This is a genomic window from Streptomyces sp. NPDC059255, from assembly GCF_042752355.1.
Taxonomy (GTDB): domain Bacteria; phylum Actinomycetota; class Actinomycetes; order Streptomycetales; family Streptomycetaceae; genus Streptomyces.
In genome coordinates this window covers 73,464-90,660 of record NZ_JBHYZP010000033.1, presented here as the reverse complement: position 1 = coordinate 90,660, position 17,197 = coordinate 73,464, and the positions used below count along the sequence as shown (strand labels likewise).

The window sequence follows — 17,197 nt, the reverse complement described above, 5'->3', positions numbered from 1 at the left end:
CCCCGTCACTTGCTAGAGGTGTGGCGGAAGTCGACGGTGTGACATTCGCCCGAGCACCGTTACCGAGCCGTGATCACCCGGCGGGCGCCGCGCAGAGCTCGGAGACGATCGCGAACGAGGTCGTCACCATCGGCACGGCCATGGCCGGCGGCATCACCGCGTGCGTGGTCCGGCCGTGCGCCATGCCGTTGCGGATCTGCCGACCATAGTCGAGGTATTCCGCCTGCCGGGCCGTCAGGATGCCCGCGTCAGCGCCTTGCTTGATGAGCCCGTGCAGCGGCTTCTTGCCCGCGTCCGGGATGCGGTCGCGCAGCACGATCTCCACCGCGATCAGGGAGTGCATGACCGCCACGGTGGAGAACTCGTAGCAGTAGTACGACTGGCGCAGCAGCTCGCGGGCGGTGCGCAGGACTGTCGCCGCGGCCTCGGACACGCCGTCGGGAACGACCAGGTCCTCAACGAGGTCGTGCATGTCGGCGTAGCCGGTGACGAAGTGGTGGGCGCGTTCGTCCGGGACCGGGAACGGCAGCCGCTGCGTGGTCATCCCCGAAGTCTCCCAGCGGCGCACCCCGCTCGGCAGCGGCTTTTCCCCGGTCGTCGCTCAGCGTGCCGGGACGGAGATTTCTCCCCTCTCGAAATGGGCGGTATGTCGCACGTAGCGGACGAGGTCCAGGAGAAACGCGGCGCGACAGTGTGGCCACGCAGCCTTGTTGGCAAATAGCGGCGCAGGTTGTCGCTGGCCTGACGGATGTGTCGCTGCGTAGTTGGTAAAGAAGCAGCAGGTTAGTTGGCAAGCCGTGGTCACCGAATGTGATCGGCAGACGTCCGACTGTCGGACCGCGTCGATGGTGAGGATCTCCGGCGTCTCCCGGGAGATGTCGATGCGGACCTCGGCGCCCAGGGACGCTGCAGCGGCGGGCAGTTGCCAAAAGCAGTAGTGGACGAGGCGGGCGGTTGCCATCCTGACGGGATGAAGGAAGCAGAAGACCGGTTGAGCCTGCCTCGACCCCGCTGGGCGAATGCCGAGATTGCAGTCTGGGGCGGTGCCAGCGAGGACGATCTCGCCCTCGCTGGCGGGTATCTGAGAGTGGCCGAGACCGCCGCCCGACACTGGATCGCCCACGGCCCGGACGACCGGCTGCCCCTCCCGATCCTCTACAACTACCGACACAGCATCGAACTGTCGCTGAAGTGGCTGATTCGCAAGGCCGCCCAGTGCGCGCTGCGCGAGGGCTACACAGGAGAAGAAGACCTCAGCCCCGACCAGTTGGACAAGCGTCTGCGCACGCACAACATCAGGAGACTGGCGGACTGCCTCAACCGGTACCTGGCCCTGCTGGACCTGCCCAAGTTGGAACAGCGCATCGATCCGGAGTCCTGGAGTCAGCTCAACTGGCTGGACAGCGAGGATGCGACAGGGGAGACCTACCGGTATGCCGTGGTCGGCCACGGCGCCGGCAGGGCTCCCGCCCGGCCCGTGCAGCAGAACGTCAACTTCTACGAGCAGGTGAACGAGCTGCACAAGCTCGCGAACCTGCTGTGGGGCGGTTACTCGGCTCATCTCGGTGAGTACGAGAACTGGCAGATCGAGTACATGGAGGCCATGGACACGGCCGGCTACTGAAGCCCTGTGCCGTCGCTACGGTGTCGGCTTCTTGTGGCGAGTGAGGAGCTCGGTGAAGAAGTCGGAGATGAGCTGCGGGCTGTCGGGCCGGGTGAGTTCCCAGCCGCCGAAGCGGTAGATCTCATAGCCGGCCAGCCGCAGACGGCGGTCCTCGGCGACCATCTCCGAGTACAGCCTGGGCGAGGCGGTGTACGTGGTGCGGCCGTCCGCGCTGGTGGGGTTCTTGGTGCCGTAGTGGTGGGCGCCGTCGACCTCGATCACGATGCGGGAGCGGTCGGGGGCCAGCAGCAGGAAGTCCATGCGCTCGCGGTGCAGAGCACCGCTGTGTCTGCCGCTCTTGCGGGTGTAGGGGTCGTAGTGCAGGTAGACCTGCGGAATGAGGGCGGGCAGGTCGAACCCGTCGGGTTCGGCGTAGCGGGTGCAGTACGTGCGCAGGACCGTCTGCTCCGGCAGGGAATCCAGTGAGCGGTACAGCCGCCGGTACAGGGCATCGGCGGCCTCCGGCTCCTCGGCGTCCGGCATGTGGTGTGCCTGCCACCAGGTGACCATCTGCCGCCAGGTCAGGCCCTGTACCGGCAGCGGGTCCTTATATACGAGGCAGTTCTCGGCGTTCCGGACGATCTCCACCTCGTTGCTCACCGCGTCCCGCAGCACGATCTGCGGCTTCGGGCCGACGGCCGCGAAGATGAGGTTCTTGAAGGTGCCACGGGGGCCGTTCTTGAACCGCTGCTCGTACTCGGCCTCCTGCAGGTCCTCCAGGGCCTGCCTGGTCGGCCCCAGCAGCTCTTCGATGCACTCGCGGCGCGCCTGCCAGCCGCCGCCCCCGGACATGTCCTTCTTGCGCCAGTAGTCGTAGAAGCCGCTGTGATGGCGGAACGGTAGCTGCGGCGGCTCAAGGCCCAAGCGCTCGAGGACCGCCCGGTGCGCTTTGACGGCGAGGACGACTTCCTCGTCGTTCATGCGTTCGTCGTGGTGTGTGCCCCTGGCGACGAAGTCCTCGTGCAGCAACCGGGTCAGGGCCACAGCTACGTCCAGGTCCGGGTGGGCTGGCACGGGACCGAACCGCAGGGATTCCATCAGCTCGACATTCAGCTCCCACAGCTGGCACACCCATTCACCTGGCCTGTGGTCAGGCCAGTCCACGTGCTCATCGGGCCTGCCGCGGAAGAAGTCATCTGTCTGCATGCTCGCGCATCCCCCCTGCCCCACAGCGCTGTCGGAAGGAATTGTCGCTGGTGTCACTGACAAGGGGGAGCTGCGCGCAACTGGTGAACACGGCGGAGACAGTGCGGCGGGCCGCTCACGTCGCCTACATGAGCAGGTCGGCGACCTCGCGGAGGGCATCCCGGACGGTGCGGCCGACGCCGATCAGGGTGGCCGAGGCATGGCCGGTCCAGTCGCCGTAGCCGAGCAGGTGCAGCCGCGGCTCGCCCAGGGCACGTGTGCCGTCGGTGAGGATGCCGCCGCGCGGCCCGCGCAGATCCAGCGGGGCGCACCGCACCAGATCACCAGCTCGTACGGCACCCCGCAGCAGTTGATCACAACTGATCGCTTCGCAGAGTAACCATGAGTGACGTCGGCGTCGTTTGCCAACAAGCGTGCTGATTTACCAACTGTGCTGCGTCGTCGCAGACAGCCACAAGGTGGCGCTCACCGACGGTGCGCGGACTCTGTCCACAGGGCCGCGGCCAGAGCATCGGTTCCGAGGCCGCCGCGATCAGCGGGGCGGCCCGTACGTGAGGAGCTGTCATGCTCGAGAACACTGTCACCGCGCCGCTCGCTCCGATGGAGCCGGAAGACGTCGTCGACGCGTTCGCCTACATCCGGGCGCTGGAGGCCGACGACATCGACACGGCCTGCGCGGTCGCCGAGGACAACGACGGTGCGAGCCTGCACCGGATGCTCCTGGAAGTTGCCGCACGCGTCATCATCCCGGTGACCGCCGTGGACGAGGACTGCGACGGGGCGCCGTGCGCGCACTCCTTCCTGGCGGCGGCGCTCGGGCGACTGCTGCTGGAAGTCCTGTCCGTCGACCGCGTCTGCCCTGTGTCGCCCGTGGGCATCGCCCAGTACGTCATCCGCTTCGCCGAGGACGTCCTCACCGAAGAGCCCGGCGACGTCGCCGGCGTACTCCGCCAGCTGGAGGCCGCGGGGATGGAGCAGGCGATGGAGGCGCACCCGACGCCGGCCGTTGCGCACTCGGTGGGCAGGGCCATCGCGTAGCCGCGCATCCGGGACGGGTGTGGTGCGGTGGCGCGATACGCGCCACCGCACCACACCCGCACCGCCCTCGTGGTGCGCTTCATCGGCAACGCTGCACCGCACCGGACGCGCGCCGCGGCCGGGCTTGCTCCTCTATCACACACCCCCTTGACCGCGACCTGATCGCCGACCGAAACCGCTTGTGTCAAGGGGAAACGTCCTCGGTAGCAGAGCTGGACAAGGGGTCGCGCGCGCCGGCCGACGGGCACCGCACCGGCGCGGTGCGGAGCGTCGGGTGCGGCGCACCGGGCGCGAGCGGGATTGCCGAGCATCGTCGGGCGGTGCGGCGCCGGGTGCAGTGGCGCACCATCACGGTGCGCATCGCGGTGGAGTCCATCGTCATTCGGCGCACCGGAGTGGAGTCCGATCGATGGAGTCCACCCGATGTCGTGCATCGCCACTGGATGCAGAACATCCTGGGTTCCACTCGGTGGACGATGCCCGGCATCGTCACCACAGCCAGGCGTTGGAGTGCCGCACCCGGGACAGGGCGCGGGCATCGCGGCGGGCCGCCGCGTTGCCGATCCGGTTCTGCCGGGAGCGGGGCCGGCGCGACTGCGCGGCGACGAAGCGGCGCTTCCCGGCGTCCTGGAGCCGCCGTCGTTGCTTGCGCAGCTCCGCCTTCTTCTCTGTCTTCGACTTCGGCTTCCGGGGCCGCTTCCAGACCGGCTGCCACCCCAGGGGCTCATCGGGCTCTGGCTCCTGGTCCTCGTCGAGCGCGGCGGCCATCTCCTCGTGGGCTGCGCGGGCTCGGGCGAGGGCGTCCTTGAGTCCCGGGATCTCCGGGTGCTCCGGTGTGGTCATGCGACTCCTCCAGTGGGTGTCCGGCCCGGCGTCTGCTGCACGCCGGGCTGCTGAGTGTGTGACGGCGGGGACGCCGCCGGGGTGGGCTGCGGCGCGGGGCCGGGGGCGACGGCGCGCTCCCGGACGCCGTCCTGGAGCTTGGCGGCCATCTTGGCGGCGGCCTCGATCGTCCGGCGGGTCTGCTCCAGCGCGGCGACATCCGTCCCCTGCTTCTGCTCCTGACCACGGTCGGCCTTCCGGTCCGGGCGCGACGGGCGCGGGCGAGACCTCGAGGCGCCGGGCACGGCGACGCTGTGCGGGCGGGCACGGGAGCCCAGGCGGTCCGAGCGGCGTACCGCGTGGACCCGGGCGGTCAGTGCTCCGGCGGCAAGGCGGGCCCGCTCGTAGAGGGGAGCGGTCCGTTTTCGGGTCAGCGGGCGCAGCACGGCCTGGTCCTCGGTGTCGCGCGGGTACAGCGCGCGCAGATCGGCGGTCATCATCCGGCCCCGTCCGACGGGGCGGGTGTAGTCGTCGACGACGGTCTGAACGATCTGTTCGTCCAGGCCGGGCTGGTGGGGTCGGCCGCGCAGGACGTAGGAGAGGTAGCGGCGGGCTTCGGCGAGCAGATGGTGGCGCTTGAACGCACCGCGCATTACGTACACCACGGCGACGACGTCGACGGCGGCAAGGACGACGTCGACCACCGGCCGCACCCGCGCCCACACCGCCGCGGCCGCCGCCCGCGCCCGCTGTGCGAGTCGGTCGATGGTGTCGGCGCCGAACCTGCGGACCGCCGACTCCCGCCATCCCTCGCGCAGCTCGGACAGCGACCGCAGCTCCTTGTGCTTCGGCGGGCGCGTCCGGTCGGCGGCCTGGCAGGCCAGCGCGTAGCCGGCCCGCTCCCCCGGCGCATGCCCGTGTTCCTCTTCGTAGTCCGCCGTGAGGACGGACAGCGCGTCCTCGATCTGCTGGCGGCGGGTCGACTGCCAGCCGATGAGCCGCTGGTCGATGCCCGAGATCTCCATGACGGGTCGGCGGCCGGGCGTCACCTCGCGTGGCTCCCAGGCCCACCCGAGTCGGGCGGACACCTCCTCCATGAAGAACAGGGTGTAGAGGGTGTCAGCTGCGACGATGTGGGCCAGCAGTGTGTCCGCCGACAAGTTCCCCCACGTTCCCTTGTCGTCCGGCCGCCGGGCGCGGATCGACACCAGCGCATGATCATGGAGGAGTGGCTTCGACTCCGCAGCTCTGGACTCGTAGTGCCGGAACACCGCGACGATCAGCCCGTCCCGGATCGGCCTGCGGCGCTTGCCGCCGCTGCCCCACCGGATCTGCGCGACCGACTCCCCCAGCCACTCCAGCGTCTTGTCCACGGAGATGTCCTGGCACAGCTCCAGCACCCGACGGACCTCGTCATCCATCAGCGCCCACGCGATGTGGGCCGTCGGAGGGGGCCGGAACACCAAGTGCATGCCGAGCCAGGGGATGCGCTCCTTGGCCTTGTCGGTCTTGGGTGAGCGGTTGTGCTCGATGGGTCTGCCCAGCACGGTCGCCCGCCGGGCCTGCGCCGGGCTCTTGCCCTGCGCCAAGAGCTCGCGCTCGATCCGGTCGGCGTCCGGGTGCCGGCCTTCCCCCAGGAGCAGCTCGGCCTGCCGCTCATTCACCACGTCCCCGGCCACCAGGCCGACCGCGGCCAGGCCCCGGCCCTTCCAGATCCCGGGCGGGACACCGGCTTCGTCCTGGGCGGCGCGCAGCGGCTTGCCCGCAGCACGGTGGCCGTCGCCGACCATCACGCCGCGGAAGAGATAGCGCCCGTCCCCCGGACGGATCCTCGTCTGACTGATCACCGGCCCATGGAACCCCGGCGCTGACGTGCAAAAAAGCGTGATCCGAGGTCCCTCCCACCGGGCGGGAGGGCATCACCAGATCTTTGCCGCACCCGCCCGCCAGGCGGGCCGCCCCGCCAGCCCGAGACGGTAAGCCACCGGCCTGTGCACAGTCCGCCGCATGACTCACGAACTGCTCCACGGAGACCTCTGCCCGCTGTGCCGCCGCCCCCTCACGCTGCGCCTCACCGCCTACGTCCGCTCGAACACGCCATACCCCACCCGCATCCACACGGTGCCCGACTGCACCAGCTGCGCCAATGACATGACCCGCGCACAGGCGTGCGCCGACCTGCTGCGCGCCCGCTACGAAAGCTGACCCCGCCCGTGCGAATACTGCGCGCCGACCACATCAGCATCACCCGCCACGAAATCCGACTCCAGCCGACTCCAAGGCCACCCAGCACGGACCAACGCACCACTCCCCCGACCACCCACCACTGAGCGCACCGCGTCACCGACGCCCTTCAACACGACCAGCCACCACCGCCCCCGGCCGACCCCCGGCCGGGGGCTTCGTGCGTCCAGGAGGAGTTCGCCGTGCCCACCTACGAAGCCCTGCCCCGCTTCACAGCCGACCTGAACCGTCTCGCCCCCGACCAGCACCGCGCGTTCCGCCGCGTCGTCACCCGCGCCTTCGTACCCGACCTCCGCGCCGGAGGCCGGTTGCGCACCGTACTCCGCCAGTGAAGGGGGCGCCCGGATCACACCCGTCGTCTACGAACGCACCTGGCACCGGACGGCGGAGCCACCTGGCAGTACGGACACGAGCTGGTCCCGGGTGAATGCCGCACCGTCCCCCTGACCGACCGATAGCGTGAGCAGCAACCGGCAACAGGCCGACTGCGAGGGGGACATATGACAGCGATGAAGTGGGAAACGGCCGCTACCACGATCATCCACGGCTGCGGTTGGACAGAGGCGCGCCTCATGGGCGGCGCGATGAGTGAGCAGACCCGGATCGTCCACGAACCGGCCGGCCGCTGGCTGGGCGTCACCGGGTCGTTTCTGCACGGCGGGGTCTCCCTCCACGCCGGGTTCATCCAGCCCGACGGCACGTACGGCGACGCCGTCGTCTCCTACACGGAGGGCGGCAGCGCGTCGATCTGGTTCGCGGCAGATGACCGCCTGGTCGCGGCAGCCCACCAGCTCTGGCAGCAGCTGGACAACACCGAACATCCCTGAGGACAGACCGAGCCGGCCACGGCATGCTCGTCGTCGTGATGTCGCCTTCACTGCCCGGGCCGCAGATCCTGTCCGCGCAGCGCACGTGCCGTCAGCTCGCACGCTTGGGCCAGCTTCTCTCGGAACGCGGTCGGTATCTTCCCGTCGTCCACGGCGCGGCGGAGGTGCCTGAGCATCTGTGCCCACTCCAGGACGTCCTCGGGCAGCGTGTACGGCTGACCGCTCAGTCGTCGTGCAGGGACCTGGCGTATCTCGACCGGGCCTTCACGTACGACCGTGCGCACCACGGTCTCGGTGCGCTCCACCACCTCACGTACCGGCTCCGGACTACGGCCCCCCTCGCTCACCGGCCGGTCGGCACGTTTTTCGGCGCGGCGCAGTTCGTAGGCTCGGTTGCGGTGGGCCGGACTGCAGTAGCGCGGTGGGCGGCCCTTGCCCGTGTACGGGACCGGGGCGCCGCACCAGTCGCAGGTGCGCTCGATCAGCCGGTCGCGCATCCCGGTCGTCTCGCGTACCGCAACCACCTTGGCGCCGTCCCGTGCGGGCCCGTCGTCTTGCTGCTTTCCTGCCGACTCGTGTGCCTGTTTCGTCACGGACGAAACTCTAGGGATCGGTAAGATCCCCGGCGTCGCAGGGGCCTTTCGTCCCGACGTCAGCCATCAAGCGCGTCCGCTGCGCCCCAGGCGTCTACGAACTCACCTGGGCACCGGACGGCCGTGTGACGTGGTCCTACGGCCCGGAGCGATTAGTAGGCGAATGCCACATCGTGTGGCGCCGGGTCGGCACCCACGGCGTCTTCATCGGCCCCTGATCGCCAGGCACGCACTCAACACCCCTGGACCCTGCCGGTCAGCAACTGTCGGATACGACAGGCGAATCAGTGCCGCGCGGAATGGTTCGCCACTCACTCTTCCGCACTGAGTCGGACGGCAATCCAGCGCGTCACTTTGTGTGAAGACACGGAGTTGACGATCTCAACCAGTCGCTGACCTAGTAATGTTCGGCCGCATGAGTATCCCTAGCCCTAGGGGAGAGCGAGAGAAGCTAATTACAGCCCTCACTCCCCAGCTGCGCAGACATCTGAAGATCCGCGCTTTCGAGCACGGCATGGACATCCAGGACGCTGCCGAGCACGCCATCAAGGCGTGGTACGCCGCGGACCAACTGCCCGAGGTGGAGACCGCTGGTGCGAAGACGTGGGGGACGTTCCTCCCGGCGGGTGAACCCGACACGTTCAAGAGCGCATGCAACGAGCGCGGAGTCACCTACGTTCAGGGCTTGGCCCAGGCGCTGACGCTCTGGTTGGAGGCTCATCCGTCCCCTACTTCCCCGTTGACCGAGCAGCCGGTCATACGCGTCATAGTGGCCAATCAGAAGGGCGGGGTCGGCAAGACGTTCATCTCCAGCGGCATCGCCCAGGCCCTCGCGGAGGCCGGCCGCAGGGTGCTCATCGTCGACTACGACCCCCAGGGCCACCTCACAGCGGAGCTCGGCTTCGAAGACCTCATGTACGAGGACGATGTCGAAACCCTGCTGATGCACATGGACGGAACCGCAAAGGGCGACATACACGACCTGCTGGTTGCCATGGATCAGGAACGCTTCGGCGAGCGCCTGCACTTGCTGCCCGCCAGCGACGACGCGTTCCTGCGAGATGTGGCGCTGTCGAAGGTGTCCTTCAGTGAAGCCGCCTTGGAGCGGGCGCTGGCACCCTTGGAGAGCGAGTACGACATCATCATCATTGACGGTCCTCCCAGCCTCGGCCTGAACATGGACACTGCGCTGTACTACGTGCGGCGCCGCGAGGGCGAGCTGTCCGACCGTTCTGGTGTCATCACGCCGGTGTGGGCCAACAAGGCGTCTCACCGTGCCTTCCGGCTGCTGCGTTCACAGATGGAAGACCTGTGCCGCAAGGGCCGTATCACGGTCGACTACCTCGGACTGGTCATCAACGCCTACGACAGCCGACGCGGGAAGCTGGTCAAGGAGAACCGTGACCAGTGGGAGCGCAGTAGCTCGCCGACAGTCCTGGCGGTCATCGGTGATCTGAAGGAGGGGCGCGAGGCTGCGGATGGGGAGATCCCGCTGCTGGAGTACGCGCCCGACAGCGAGCATGCGCAGGCGATGCGCGACCTGGCGAAGGAACTGGCGGTATGAGGAAAACCAAGCCCAAGGGCTCGCAGGATCGTGTAACGCGTGGCTTCACCCTGGACGAGGACGGTCAAGGCGACGAGAAGTCAACGCCGCGTCGTGTGCGGACACGCGAGCAAATCATCAACGGGGAGGGCAAGCGTCCGCCGGCTTCGGTGCCGCTGGCGGAATTGGCGCACAACCCGTTCAACCCTCGTGATGAGTACACCGATATCGAGGAGACCGCGGAGTCGCTTCGCGGTCGTGGGCAGATCCAGCCGGTCACCGTCGCACGACGTGCCGCCTTCCTGAGCGCGCATCCTGATCAGGCGGAACAGCTCGGGGCGGCTGAGTACGTTGTCATCGACGGCAACCGCAGGCTCAAGGCCGCCGCCCAGGCAGGGCTGACTGAGCTGCGTATTGACGTCAACGATGAACTGGCGGCCAGTGCCGAAGACATCCTCGAGTCAGCTCTGATCGCCAACGTCCATCGGGTGGACGTGCCGCCCTTGGACCAGGCCAAGGCCATTCAGCAGTTGGTTGGGGTGCACGGCTCTCAGGGCCAAGTCGCCAAGCGGCTGGGCAAGACACCGGCGTGGGTGTCCCAGCGACTGGCGCTGCTGCAACTCAGTCCGGACCTGCAGGATGCTGTAGAGACCGGACAGCTGAAGGTGGAGCCTGCCCGGCGTATCGGTCGTCTGCCAAAGGAGCAGCAGGCTCCGGCCGCGAAGGAGGCCATGGCCGCGTCGAAGGCGCCTCGTCAGCGTGCACCGCGCCGGAATCTGGGCGATGGGAGTGCTGCGCAGACCGTTAACGGCGTTAATACCCCGGCCGCCCCTGAAACCGATCCTCAGGTCGCACCGCAGACCGTTAACGCCGTTAATACCCCGGCGCCGGCAAGCCCTGTTTCCGTCGTCATCTCCGATGTCTCTCCGCAGGGCATCGTGGCTGCGTTGACGGAGCAGTTGTCGCCTCAAGACCTGACGGCAGTGGCGGAACTGCTCATGGAGTCACTCACCGTCGAAGCGTCTGCGGGCTGATGGCATTGCGTGGTCACCACGCTTGGCTGGCAGGGCTGGAGCGCGTAGACATCTCCTCCCTCGCGGCGTGAGCTTGGTTCTGTAGCGCCACGCCGAGACCTTCAAGATCGTTCTTGCACAATTGTGCAAGAACGATCTTGAAGACCGTTTCAGGCCCTGCCTCCAAGTCCCCAACGCCGACTACGCAGAGGTCACGGAAACACTGTGGGACGCTCAGGCCGCTCTCACCCGTGAAAGTTGCCTGAGCGCCTACTGAAACACGAAAAGGCCCGTGCTCCCCGCGGTATCGCGGGGAGCACGGGCCTTCGTCCTACTCGTCCATACGTGTCAGAGCGCCCAGGTTGGAGTGCCCCCTCGGACAGCTCAAGTCACGGCGGCGGGCACGGCCAGGAACAGCGTCTTGGCCAGCATGGGGTCGCAGCAGCCTGAGCCCCGGTAGTCGGCAGTGAGGACAACGATCGGCCCATCCTCTTCCGCGACCTCGCAGCAGACTCCGCACTCGCACTTCGGGTCGAAATCTGTCGGGTTGGCGGTGTACTCCTCGTTGAAGTAGTCGCAGCCCATTGCATCCACGACCGCGAGGATCACGTCGCCGACGGCGATGTCGACGGCAGGGACAAGGCGAGCTGCTGCCGGGTCGGCGAGCGTCGGCGCATGGTCCTGGTCCTGCGGATAGCGGGAGATGACCATCGGGTAGAAGTCCATGGTCTGCATCTGGCCTCCAGGGAACTGGCGGGGTGCGGGCACCAGGCTACTGGGAGGCCGGCCTGGGCATGAGGGTGAGCGCGGCGGCCACGGTGTCGTGCAGGGTTTCGCGGACCGGTACGCCGTGGCGGCGTGCGACGTAGATCAGGTAGCGGTTGCGCTCGGGGTTGGGGCAGTGGGGCGGGCAGCCGAGGACCGCCCGGCCGCTGCTGACATCGAGGCCGAACTCCACGTTCGTGGTCATGCCCGGCAGGGTGTGCAGGTCGCGGGGGATCCAGAAGAGGATCGCGGTTGCGGCGGCGCGGGCGTCGGTCTCCCAGTCGACCTGGGTCTCGTAGCGGTCGGCGCGCTGCCCGTTGCGGGACTCGGGGGTCAGGACGGCCAGCGGCTGTGCTCCGGTCCACTGCTCGGCCAGGAGTTGGGCGGCATCGGGCCGCCAGGACGGGACGGGGGTGCTCTTGTCGGGGGTGGGTCCGGCGAGGAAGACGGACGGACCGCCGATGGGGAGGGGTTCGCGGGCCATGATCAGGTGGATGGTGCCCATCAGGTTTCTCCGTGCTGCGCGGCGGCGCGGGCGGTGTGCTGCGGGGTCCAGGGCAGAGGCAGGTTGTCGCCCTCCTGGCGAGGCACGACGTGGACGTGAAGGTGGAAGACGCTCTGGGTCGCCGCCTCGCCCTTGCTGGTGATGATGTTCGCGGCGGGATGCTCGGCCATCAGCTCGGCGGCCCGGCACATCACCGCGGCGGTCACCTCCGGGTCGGCGCCGGCGTCCTCAACGTGGACACGGGGCAGGACAAAGACGTGCCCCTCGTTCACGCCGCCGCTGCGCGGGCGGACCGCGAGGGCGTCGGGCCACTCACGGGCGATGACGGCCGGGGTTGTCCCTGCGGCAATGTCGCAGAAGACACAGTGCTTCATGTCAGGACTCCTTAGTCCGGTCAACGGAGCGGTGGCGGTCGTACCAGTAGTTCGCGAGAAGCTGGGTCGGAGCGGCCGTGCACATGGTCAGCGGGTCAGGTTGGCGAGGAAGGACTCGGCTGCCGACCATGGGGTGAGCTCGATGCCGAAGCCGCTGTGTGCGGGGCCTTGGATGTGGACCAGCCGGCCGGAGAGGTAGACGATGTCGCCGGTGCGGAACGCTCCGGTGTATGCACCGAGGTAGCTGCGGAGGTGGGTGATCCGGCGGGCGAACACGGACGGTTCGTCGACCGTGGACTCGGTGACCGTGTCCACCTCGATCCCGTAGAGGGCCGGCGTGACCAGGCCCTCGGAGTGATCCGTGATCCGGGCTAGGACGGAGATCGCCCCTACTTCTTTGGCGATCACCCCGGCGAACGTCTTGTCGCCGTCGGTCCTCAGCGGCTCACAGTTGATGTGCGCTCCCGCACGGGCTGTCAGGCCCTGCAGTTTGCGGGCCTCCTGGCGCATGATCGCGTCGAAGCTTCCGCCCACCATGTACTTGGCGCGCCGTAAGTACAGCCGGGTGAGGGTCTCGCCTTCGTAGGGGTGGATGAGGGCGCGTTCGGCGAACAGTGCTTGCGCCGCCGCGTAGCCGCGCGGTCCGTAGCAGACCAGATCGATGTCGGAGCGGGCGTTGAAGGCGCCGACTAGGAAGGATCCGGTCACGCCGATGACGTCGGCGGCGCCGGCCGTGACGACCCAGTTGATGACGGCGAGCAGGTCCTCGCTGACCGGCGTTTGGGCCAGGAGGCCGGGGGTCTGGTGGAGTGCGGCGAGGGTCTGGCGGCAGGAGTAGTGGGTGACGATGTCTTCGCGGGGCACGCCGGTGATGACGCATCCCACGGCGGGGGAGTAGACGTAGCATTCGGGCCGGTCGGCGAGGATCCCGAATGCTTTGGACACGACGCTGTTCTGCCGGTAGGTGCGGCCGAACAGCGTCCGGTCGCCGCGGGGGTCCGGGTAGTACTTGACGTACCCGAGGAAGTGCGTGCCGGGGTGGACGTCGCCGATGACTTTGAAGATCACCCCGGCGCGGTCCAGGAGGTAGTCGCGGTCACGGATGGTCGCCAGCGCAGTGCCCAGCGGTGAACTCTTCGAGCCGGGGGAAGAGGGCGGTATCGACCGTCCCGGTGCGCTCATACTGCTCGAGTCCCTTCGTGAAGAGATGACGGCGGTACTGCCACTTCAGGTGTTTGTCGATGCGGGTGGGGTCGGTGGGCCGCATCAGGGCGAGGAAGAACAGGGCCTTGACGAGCAGGTAGGCACCCAGGTTCTGGCTGACCGGCTGTCCGGTTGCCTGCAGGCTCGCGTCGTCCAGCGCGGCGAGGTAGCGGCGCCGCTGGCCGGGGCTCGCGGTGTAGCCCTTGGTGCCGCCCTTGAAGGCGATGATTTCCAGGGCCGGGAGGACGTCGTATCCCAGTGGCACCAGGCCGTGGTGCTGCCAGTCGATGACCCCGGCCGGCAGGACGTTGGGCAGGCCGTAGTCGAGATGGCCCCGCACCAGCGGAACCGTGCCCAGACGGTCCAGCACGTGATCGAGCGCGGCGCGCGTGCGGGTGTTGTCCAGGTCGGGGTTCTCCTGGAAGACGTTCTGGGTGAACCCGGCGCTGTCCAGCCACTGCCGCAGCGAGCCCGGCGCGGGCTCGACAACGTGGGCGGCCTGGGCGCGCAGCAGCAGGGCGGCGACCTGCGCGGCGGTGTCGGCGACGTCGTCGTGCAGGGTGCGGCCGCCGTCCAGGGACGCCACCGCCCTCTCGTGCAGGGTCTGGTCGCCCAGCGACTCCTCCACGACGTAGTAGTGGCCGTCGTCGGTGACGCCCTCCTCCAGGACGTGCGGGACCGGGTAGCCCAGGTCCGTGATCCGGCGCTGGAACGCGGCCTCCGCCTGGAGGTCGGCTCCGCCGGTGCGCCGGTAGCGCGTACCGTCGGCGGAGACGTAGACCGCGCCGTCGGCGGCGGTCCGCTTCTTGACGAACCGCCAGCCGTTCTCGTTCTCGTTCATCAGCTCGCTCCTTCCGGCTCGTTGGGGGAGCCGTGGGTGACCGGGTCTTCGGGGATGGCCCGGGACAGGGTCCGGACGTCCATGACCCAGCGCATATCACCCGCCGCGACGCGGCGCCGCAGTTCGGCGAGGAGCTCACCCTCGGGTGTGTCCGGCCGGGCCAGGCGGGCCAGGTGGGCGCGGCGCCAGAATTTCAGCAGGCCCGGGAGCTGTGCCGCGGGGATTCCTGCCCGCAGGTGCAGAGAGCACAAGGGCAGGAACCAGGTGAGGAACAGCTCTCGTAGCGGCGGGCTGACGCGGTGCACGTCGCACAGCCGGTGCAGCCCGGCGGGGTCGTCGTACGGGATGCGCCCGTGCAGTGCGTACCGCAACCGCGTTCCGTGGTGTCGTCGGAACAGGGTTCCGTAGGCGGCGATGTTCGCCGCGGCGTTCTCGGTGACCGTCATCACCGGCCGGTCGGCTCCGTGGCGGGCAGCGGCGGCCAGCACGGCGATGTGCAGGCCGGCCCGCGGGTCCAGGACCAGGCCGTCGAGCCCGAGCGGCGCGAGGCTGATGCCGTGGTCGCGGGTGCGGGAAAGGATCAGCCGCTGGGGGACGTTCTGGGCGATGGTCAGCAGATGGTGCGGTGGCCGCGCGTGGTGGGCGTGGATGTCCTCACGCGCGAGCACGGGTGTGTCCGAGGGCCGGTCCCAGACCAGTAACCGCCGAGTGTGAGCCCGGGAGCCCTGGTGCCCGCAGGCGCGGCAGGCGTGGGCGACGGCGCCGGTCATGTGACCACAGCGGGCGCAGAGACGGACCGCGGCGGGAGTGACCGCCAGAGCGCCCTGAAGGAGGAGGCGTTCAGTCATCTTCACTCCGGGCGGCGCAGCCACGTCGCGAGCCGGGGGCGGGACGGGGTCTTGTCCTTGATGCCTTCGGCGAGTAGCTCCTCCAGCTCCTTCATCCGTTCTTCGGCGAAGTACTGAGGCTGGCAGTCCTCGTAGCGGCAGACCGGGCACAGGTGATCGTGTCCGGCGAACTCGAGCCACGGCGCGCAGCCGACTTCTCCACAGGTCGGCTGGGTGGGGTCCTCGCCGATGCCGGAGCAGTACGGGCAGGGGGTGAAGCGGTAGTCGATGGGCGCGCCGTGGTGGAGGTCGGAGTGGAGCTGGGCGAGGCCGCGAACTCCGAGTTCGCGCAGCAGCGCGTCGGTAGCGAGGACCTGGCGGTCGATGCCGGTGTGGTGGTGGTCGGCGAGCATCTGGACAGCGGTGCACCAGGCGAGGGTGGAACGGTCGACCGGCACGGTGTCGCTGTTGGCCCACGGGTCTGTGGGGTTGGGGTCGGCGGGCGGTGGGGTCGGTGCGGTGAGCGGGATACCGAGGGTGGTGAGCTGGGCGGTGACTTCGGCGGCGCGGCGGGTGAACTGGTCGAAGACGGTGGTGGGCATCAGCCCTCACATTCGGCGGGGCTGCCGGGACCGTGGTGGTCCCGGCAGCCGGGCGTATGGGGGTCAGCGGGACGCCGGGGCGAGCGTGCTTCCTTCGCGCCTCGGTGAGTCGGTCACGGCTGCTCCGTGTACCGGACGGGCTTGCCGATGCTGTGCGCGTAGTCGATCTCGCCTGCGGTGCTGGCGCCGATGTAGCCGCCGGGGTTGACGACCAGGACCTCGTCCGCCATGTCGATCTTCCGCAGGTGGAGGGTGCCCAGGACTTGCTTGAGCCGGTCGGCCTGCTGCGAGTCACTCCACAGAGGGTGGGGGACCTTCATATTGCAGCAGGGGGCGAGGACGATACGGCCGGCTGCGGTCTCGTACACGGCAGCTTCGGCGAGCTCGTCCCAGTAGGTGGTGGAGCCGCACAGGACGACGACTGCGGGACGTTCGGAAGCAGCGGGCTGTTGCATGGGGTCCTTCCGGGTGGGGCGCCGGGGCGGCCGGACTTGAGGTCGATGGCAGCCCCGGGCGCTGCAGGAGTGGGCAGGGGTCTCAGTCGGTGGCGGTGGTGAGTGTCTTGCGGTGCTCATTGCGGTGCGCGCGCTGTGCCGGTTCGGCCAGGACGCGGAGGCCGTGGGGCTCGCCGACCGGGCCGCAGTCGCTGCACACCACCGCGTAGTTGCGGCGGCCGGCGCAGCCGGAGTTGGGGTCGCGGGGCTTGCCAGAAGGAGCGACCGCGTGGGTGCACTCGGTCTTGTCGGGGTGGAGGGCGGCGATCTTCACGCTGATGCGGGCCATGGGCTTTGTCTCCTGGTCGGGTTCGGGGAAAGGCAGTTGATGGAGCTGGGTCGCGGGGGCGTGGTGCTGGGTGGGGCGTGGTGGGGTAGTGCGGGTGAGTGCGGTCTCGGGGAGGAGTCCGAGCTGTCCGGCGGCGGCCGCGTGGGCGGCGAGGGTGAGTGAGTGGGTGACCCGGTGGTGTCCGTGATCAATCCGCAGATGGCAGAGCTGGCAGGCGGCGAGCAGGTTGGCCTCTCGCACGTCTTCGGGGGTGTGGTTGAGGTGGGCTGTGGTCAGGCCGACCACGGAGCCGGTGTCGGGGTGGATTTGCTCGTGGACGGCGGGGCAGCGGCCGCCGGGGTGCGTCAGGCCGCAGTGGCCCGTGCTTCTCTGCACTTCACCCGGACGGGTGGGCCTGAGGGCGGAGGG

General features: G+C 68.8%; 21 protein-coding genes and 1 pseudogene. 7 read left to right on the top strand and 15 right to left on the bottom strand.

All coding sequences use genetic code 11. The annotated features are described in order from the left end of the window. Nucleotides 1–73: 73 nt before the first annotated feature. Entirely contained in the window at nt 74–544 is a 471-nt protein-coding gene (locus ACFXKG_RS30945; protein ID WP_384846080.1) for a hypothetical protein, read from the bottom strand. A 426-nt stretch (nt 545–970) separates the two neighbouring features. On the opposite strand from ACFXKG_RS30945, the gene ACFXKG_RS30940 reads away from it, so the two are divergent. Continuing rightward, complete coding sequence (locus tag ACFXKG_RS30940) at nt 971–1,624, top strand: hypothetical protein (protein WP_384846078.1); 654 nt, start codon at nt 971–973, stop codon at nt 1,622–1,624. Between the two features lie 15 nt (nt 1,625–1,639). Here ACFXKG_RS30940 and ACFXKG_RS30935 read toward each other — a convergent pair whose 3' ends face one another. Together ACFXKG_RS30935 and ACFXKG_RS30930 are read right to left on the bottom strand one after the other, a co-directional pair. Continuing rightward, nucleotides 1,640–2,734 carry a hypothetical protein gene (locus tag ACFXKG_RS30935; RefSeq protein WP_384846076.1) on the bottom strand — a complete coding sequence of 365 codons (1,095 nt, stop codon included), beginning with the start codon at nt 2,732–2,734 and terminating at the stop codon, nt 1,640–1,642. Between the two features lie 199 nt (nt 2,735–2,933). Next, nucleotides 2,934–3,128, bottom strand: a pseudogene (locus ACFXKG_RS30930) (pyridine nucleotide-disulfide oxidoreductase); the annotation flags it as partial. Nucleotides 3,129–3,373: 245 nt separating this feature from the next. Between ACFXKG_RS30930 and ACFXKG_RS30925 the strand changes: the two are divergent. Beyond that, nucleotides 3,374–3,847 carry a hypothetical protein gene (locus ACFXKG_RS30925; protein WP_384846074.1) on the top strand — a complete coding sequence of 158 codons (474 nt, stop codon included), beginning with the start codon at nt 3,374–3,376 and terminating at the stop codon, nt 3,845–3,847. Nucleotides 3,848–4,336: 489 nt separating this feature from the next. Here the strand turns inward: ACFXKG_RS30925 and ACFXKG_RS30920 are convergent, their stop codons facing one another. Both ACFXKG_RS30920 and mobF read right to left on the bottom strand, forming a co-directional pair. Beyond that, nucleotides 4,337–4,690 carry a hypothetical protein gene (locus ACFXKG_RS30920; protein WP_384846072.1) on the bottom strand — a complete coding sequence of 118 codons (354 nt, stop codon included), beginning with the start codon at nt 4,688–4,690 and terminating at the stop codon, nt 4,337–4,339. Continuing rightward, the gene (mobF, locus tag ACFXKG_RS30915; protein ID WP_384846126.1) at nt 4,687–6,459 is read right to left on the bottom strand and encodes a MobF family relaxase; all 1,773 of its coding nucleotides are present in this window, start codon (nt 6,457–6,459) and stop codon (nt 4,687–4,689) included. Before mobF ends, ACFXKG_RS30920 begins: the two co-directional genes overlap by 4 nt. Before the next feature lie 217 nt (nt 6,460–6,676). On the opposite strand from mobF, the gene ACFXKG_RS30910 reads away from it, so the two are divergent. From ACFXKG_RS30910 to ACFXKG_RS30900, 3 genes are all read left to right on the top strand, one after another. Beyond that, complete coding sequence (locus tag ACFXKG_RS30910; RefSeq protein ID WP_384846070.1) at nt 6,677–6,874, top strand: hypothetical protein; 198 nt, start codon at nt 6,677–6,679, stop codon at nt 6,872–6,874. A 221-nt stretch (nt 6,875–7,095) separates the two neighbouring features. Continuing rightward, nucleotides 7,096–7,245, top strand: coding sequence for a hypothetical protein (locus ACFXKG_RS30905; protein ID WP_384846068.1), 150 nt, complete (start codon nt 7,096–7,098; stop codon nt 7,243–7,245). A 168-nt stretch (nt 7,246–7,413) separates the two neighbouring features. Continuing rightward, nucleotides 7,414–7,740 (top strand): hypothetical protein, encoded by a 327-nt coding sequence (locus ACFXKG_RS30900; protein WP_384846066.1) that lies wholly within the window; start codon nt 7,414–7,416, stop codon nt 7,738–7,740. Between the two features lie 47 nt (nt 7,741–7,787). Here the strand turns inward: ACFXKG_RS30900 and ACFXKG_RS30895 are convergent, their stop codons facing one another. Next, nucleotides 7,788–8,333: a hypothetical protein gene (locus ACFXKG_RS30895; protein WP_384846064.1), complete on the bottom strand. Its 546-nt coding sequence runs from the start codon at nt 8,331–8,333 to the stop codon at nt 7,788–7,790. Between the two features lie 415 nt (nt 8,334–8,748). On the opposite strand from ACFXKG_RS30895, the gene ACFXKG_RS30890 reads away from it, so the two are divergent. Together ACFXKG_RS30890 and ACFXKG_RS30885 are read left to right on the top strand one after the other, a co-directional pair. Continuing rightward, entirely contained in the window at nt 8,749–9,897 is a 1,149-nt protein-coding gene (locus ACFXKG_RS30890; protein ID WP_384846061.1) for a ParA family protein, read from the top strand. Beyond that, a complete protein-coding gene (locus ACFXKG_RS30885; RefSeq protein WP_384846059.1) occupies nt 9,894–10,910 on the top strand; it encodes a ParB/RepB/Spo0J family partition protein in 1,017 nt (338 codons plus the stop codon). Before ACFXKG_RS30890 ends, ACFXKG_RS30885 begins: the two co-directional genes overlap by 4 nt. Nucleotides 10,911–11,273: 363 nt before the next feature. Here ACFXKG_RS30885 and ACFXKG_RS30880 read toward each other — a convergent pair whose 3' ends face one another. The 9 genes from ACFXKG_RS30880 to ACFXKG_RS30840 form a co-directional block, all read right to left on the bottom strand. Then, on the bottom strand, nt 11,274–11,624 hold the full coding sequence (locus ACFXKG_RS30880; protein WP_384846057.1) for a hypothetical protein: 351 nt from the start codon (nt 11,622–11,624) through the stop codon (nt 11,274–11,276). Between the two features lie 37 nt (nt 11,625–11,661). Further along, a complete protein-coding gene (locus ACFXKG_RS30875; protein WP_384846055.1) occupies nt 11,662–12,159 on the bottom strand; it encodes a nucleoside 2-deoxyribosyltransferase domain-containing protein in 498 nt (165 codons plus the stop codon). Beyond that, nucleotides 12,159–12,533 carry an HIT family protein gene (locus tag ACFXKG_RS30870; protein ID WP_384846053.1) on the bottom strand — a complete coding sequence of 125 codons (375 nt, stop codon included), beginning with the start codon at nt 12,531–12,533 and terminating at the stop codon, nt 12,159–12,161. The genes ACFXKG_RS30875 and ACFXKG_RS30870 overlap by 1 nt, the downstream gene beginning before the upstream one ends. Before the next feature lie 87 nt (nt 12,534–12,620). Continuing rightward, nucleotides 12,621–13,715 carry a hypothetical protein gene (locus ACFXKG_RS30865; RefSeq protein ID WP_384846051.1) on the bottom strand — a complete coding sequence of 365 codons (1,095 nt, stop codon included), beginning with the start codon at nt 13,713–13,715 and terminating at the stop codon, nt 12,621–12,623. Then, a complete protein-coding gene (locus ACFXKG_RS30860; protein WP_384846049.1) occupies nt 13,630–14,577 on the bottom strand; it encodes a phosphotransferase in 948 nt (315 codons plus the stop codon). The genes ACFXKG_RS30865 and ACFXKG_RS30860 overlap by 86 nt, the downstream gene beginning before the upstream one ends. Next, complete coding sequence (locus ACFXKG_RS30855) at nt 14,577–15,425, bottom strand: hypothetical protein (RefSeq protein ID WP_384846047.1); 849 nt, start codon at nt 15,423–15,425, stop codon at nt 14,577–14,579. The genes ACFXKG_RS30860 and ACFXKG_RS30855 overlap by 1 nt, the downstream gene beginning before the upstream one ends. Nucleotides 15,426–15,427: 2 nt before the next feature. Then, nucleotides 15,428–16,006, bottom strand: a complete 579-nt coding sequence (locus ACFXKG_RS30850; protein WP_384846045.1) for a hypothetical protein — start codon at nt 16,004–16,006, stop codon at nt 15,428–15,430. A gap of 113 nt (nt 16,007–16,119) precedes the next feature. Next, entirely contained in the window at nt 16,120–16,461 is a 342-nt protein-coding gene (locus tag ACFXKG_RS30845; protein ID WP_384846043.1) for a hypothetical protein, read from the bottom strand. Nucleotides 16,462–16,543: 82 nt separating this feature from the next. Further along, nucleotides 16,544–17,164: a hypothetical protein gene (locus ACFXKG_RS30840; RefSeq protein WP_384846041.1), complete on the bottom strand. Its 621-nt coding sequence runs from the start codon at nt 17,162–17,164 to the stop codon at nt 16,544–16,546. Nucleotides 17,165–17,197: the final 33 nt, after the last annotated feature.

Coding starts and splice junctions, on each gene's coding strand:
- ACFXKG_RS30855 (WP_384846047.1), bottom strand. CDS start 15,425: ATGACTGAACGCCTCCTCCTTCAGGGCGCTCTGGCGGTCACTCCCGCC.
- ACFXKG_RS30880 (WP_384846057.1), bottom strand. CDS start 11,624: ATGCAGACCATGGACTTCTACCCGATGGTCATCTCCCGCTATCCGCAG.
- ACFXKG_RS30860 (WP_384846049.1), bottom strand. CDS start 14,577: ATGAACGAGAACGAGAACGGCTGGCGGTTCGTCAAGAAGCGGACCGCC.
- ACFXKG_RS30875 (WP_384846055.1), bottom strand. CDS start 12,159: ATGGGCACCATCCACCTGATCATGGCCCGCGAACCCCTCCCCATCGGC.
- mobF (WP_384846126.1), bottom strand. CDS start 6,459: ATGGTCGGCGACGGCCACCGTGCTGCGGGCAAGCCGCTGCGCGCCGCC.
- ACFXKG_RS30890 (WP_384846061.1), top strand. CDS start 8,749: ATGAGTATCCCTAGCCCTAGGGGAGAGCGAGAGAAGCTAATTACAGCC.
- ACFXKG_RS30945 (WP_384846080.1), bottom strand. CDS start 544: ATGACCACGCAGCGGCTGCCGTTCCCGGTCCCGGACGAACGCGCCCAC.
- ACFXKG_RS30885 (WP_384846059.1), top strand. CDS start 9,894: ATGAGGAAAACCAAGCCCAAGGGCTCGCAGGATCGTGTAACGCGTGGC.
- ACFXKG_RS30845 (WP_384846043.1), bottom strand. CDS start 16,461: ATGCAACAGCCCGCTGCTTCCGAACGTCCCGCAGTCGTCGTCCTGTGC.
- ACFXKG_RS30850 (WP_384846045.1), bottom strand. CDS start 16,006: ATGCCCACCACCGTCTTCGACCAGTTCACCCGCCGCGCCGCCGAAGTC.
- ACFXKG_RS30910 (WP_384846070.1), top strand. CDS start 6,677: ATGACTCACGAACTGCTCCACGGAGACCTCTGCCCGCTGTGCCGCCGC.
- ACFXKG_RS30900 (WP_384846066.1), top strand. CDS start 7,414: ATGACAGCGATGAAGTGGGAAACGGCCGCTACCACGATCATCCACGGC.
- ACFXKG_RS30940 (WP_384846078.1), top strand. CDS start 971: ATGAAGGAAGCAGAAGACCGGTTGAGCCTGCCTCGACCCCGCTGGGCG.
- ACFXKG_RS30920 (WP_384846072.1), bottom strand. CDS start 4,690: ATGACCACACCGGAGCACCCGGAGATCCCGGGACTCAAGGACGCCCTC.
- ACFXKG_RS30865 (WP_384846051.1), bottom strand. CDS start 13,715: ATGAGCGCACCGGGACGGTCGATACCGCCCTCTTCCCCCGGCTCGAAG.
- ACFXKG_RS30870 (WP_384846053.1), bottom strand. CDS start 12,533: ATGAAGCACTGTGTCTTCTGCGACATTGCCGCAGGGACAACCCCGGCC.
- ACFXKG_RS30925 (WP_384846074.1), top strand. CDS start 3,374: ATGCTCGAGAACACTGTCACCGCGCCGCTCGCTCCGATGGAGCCGGAA.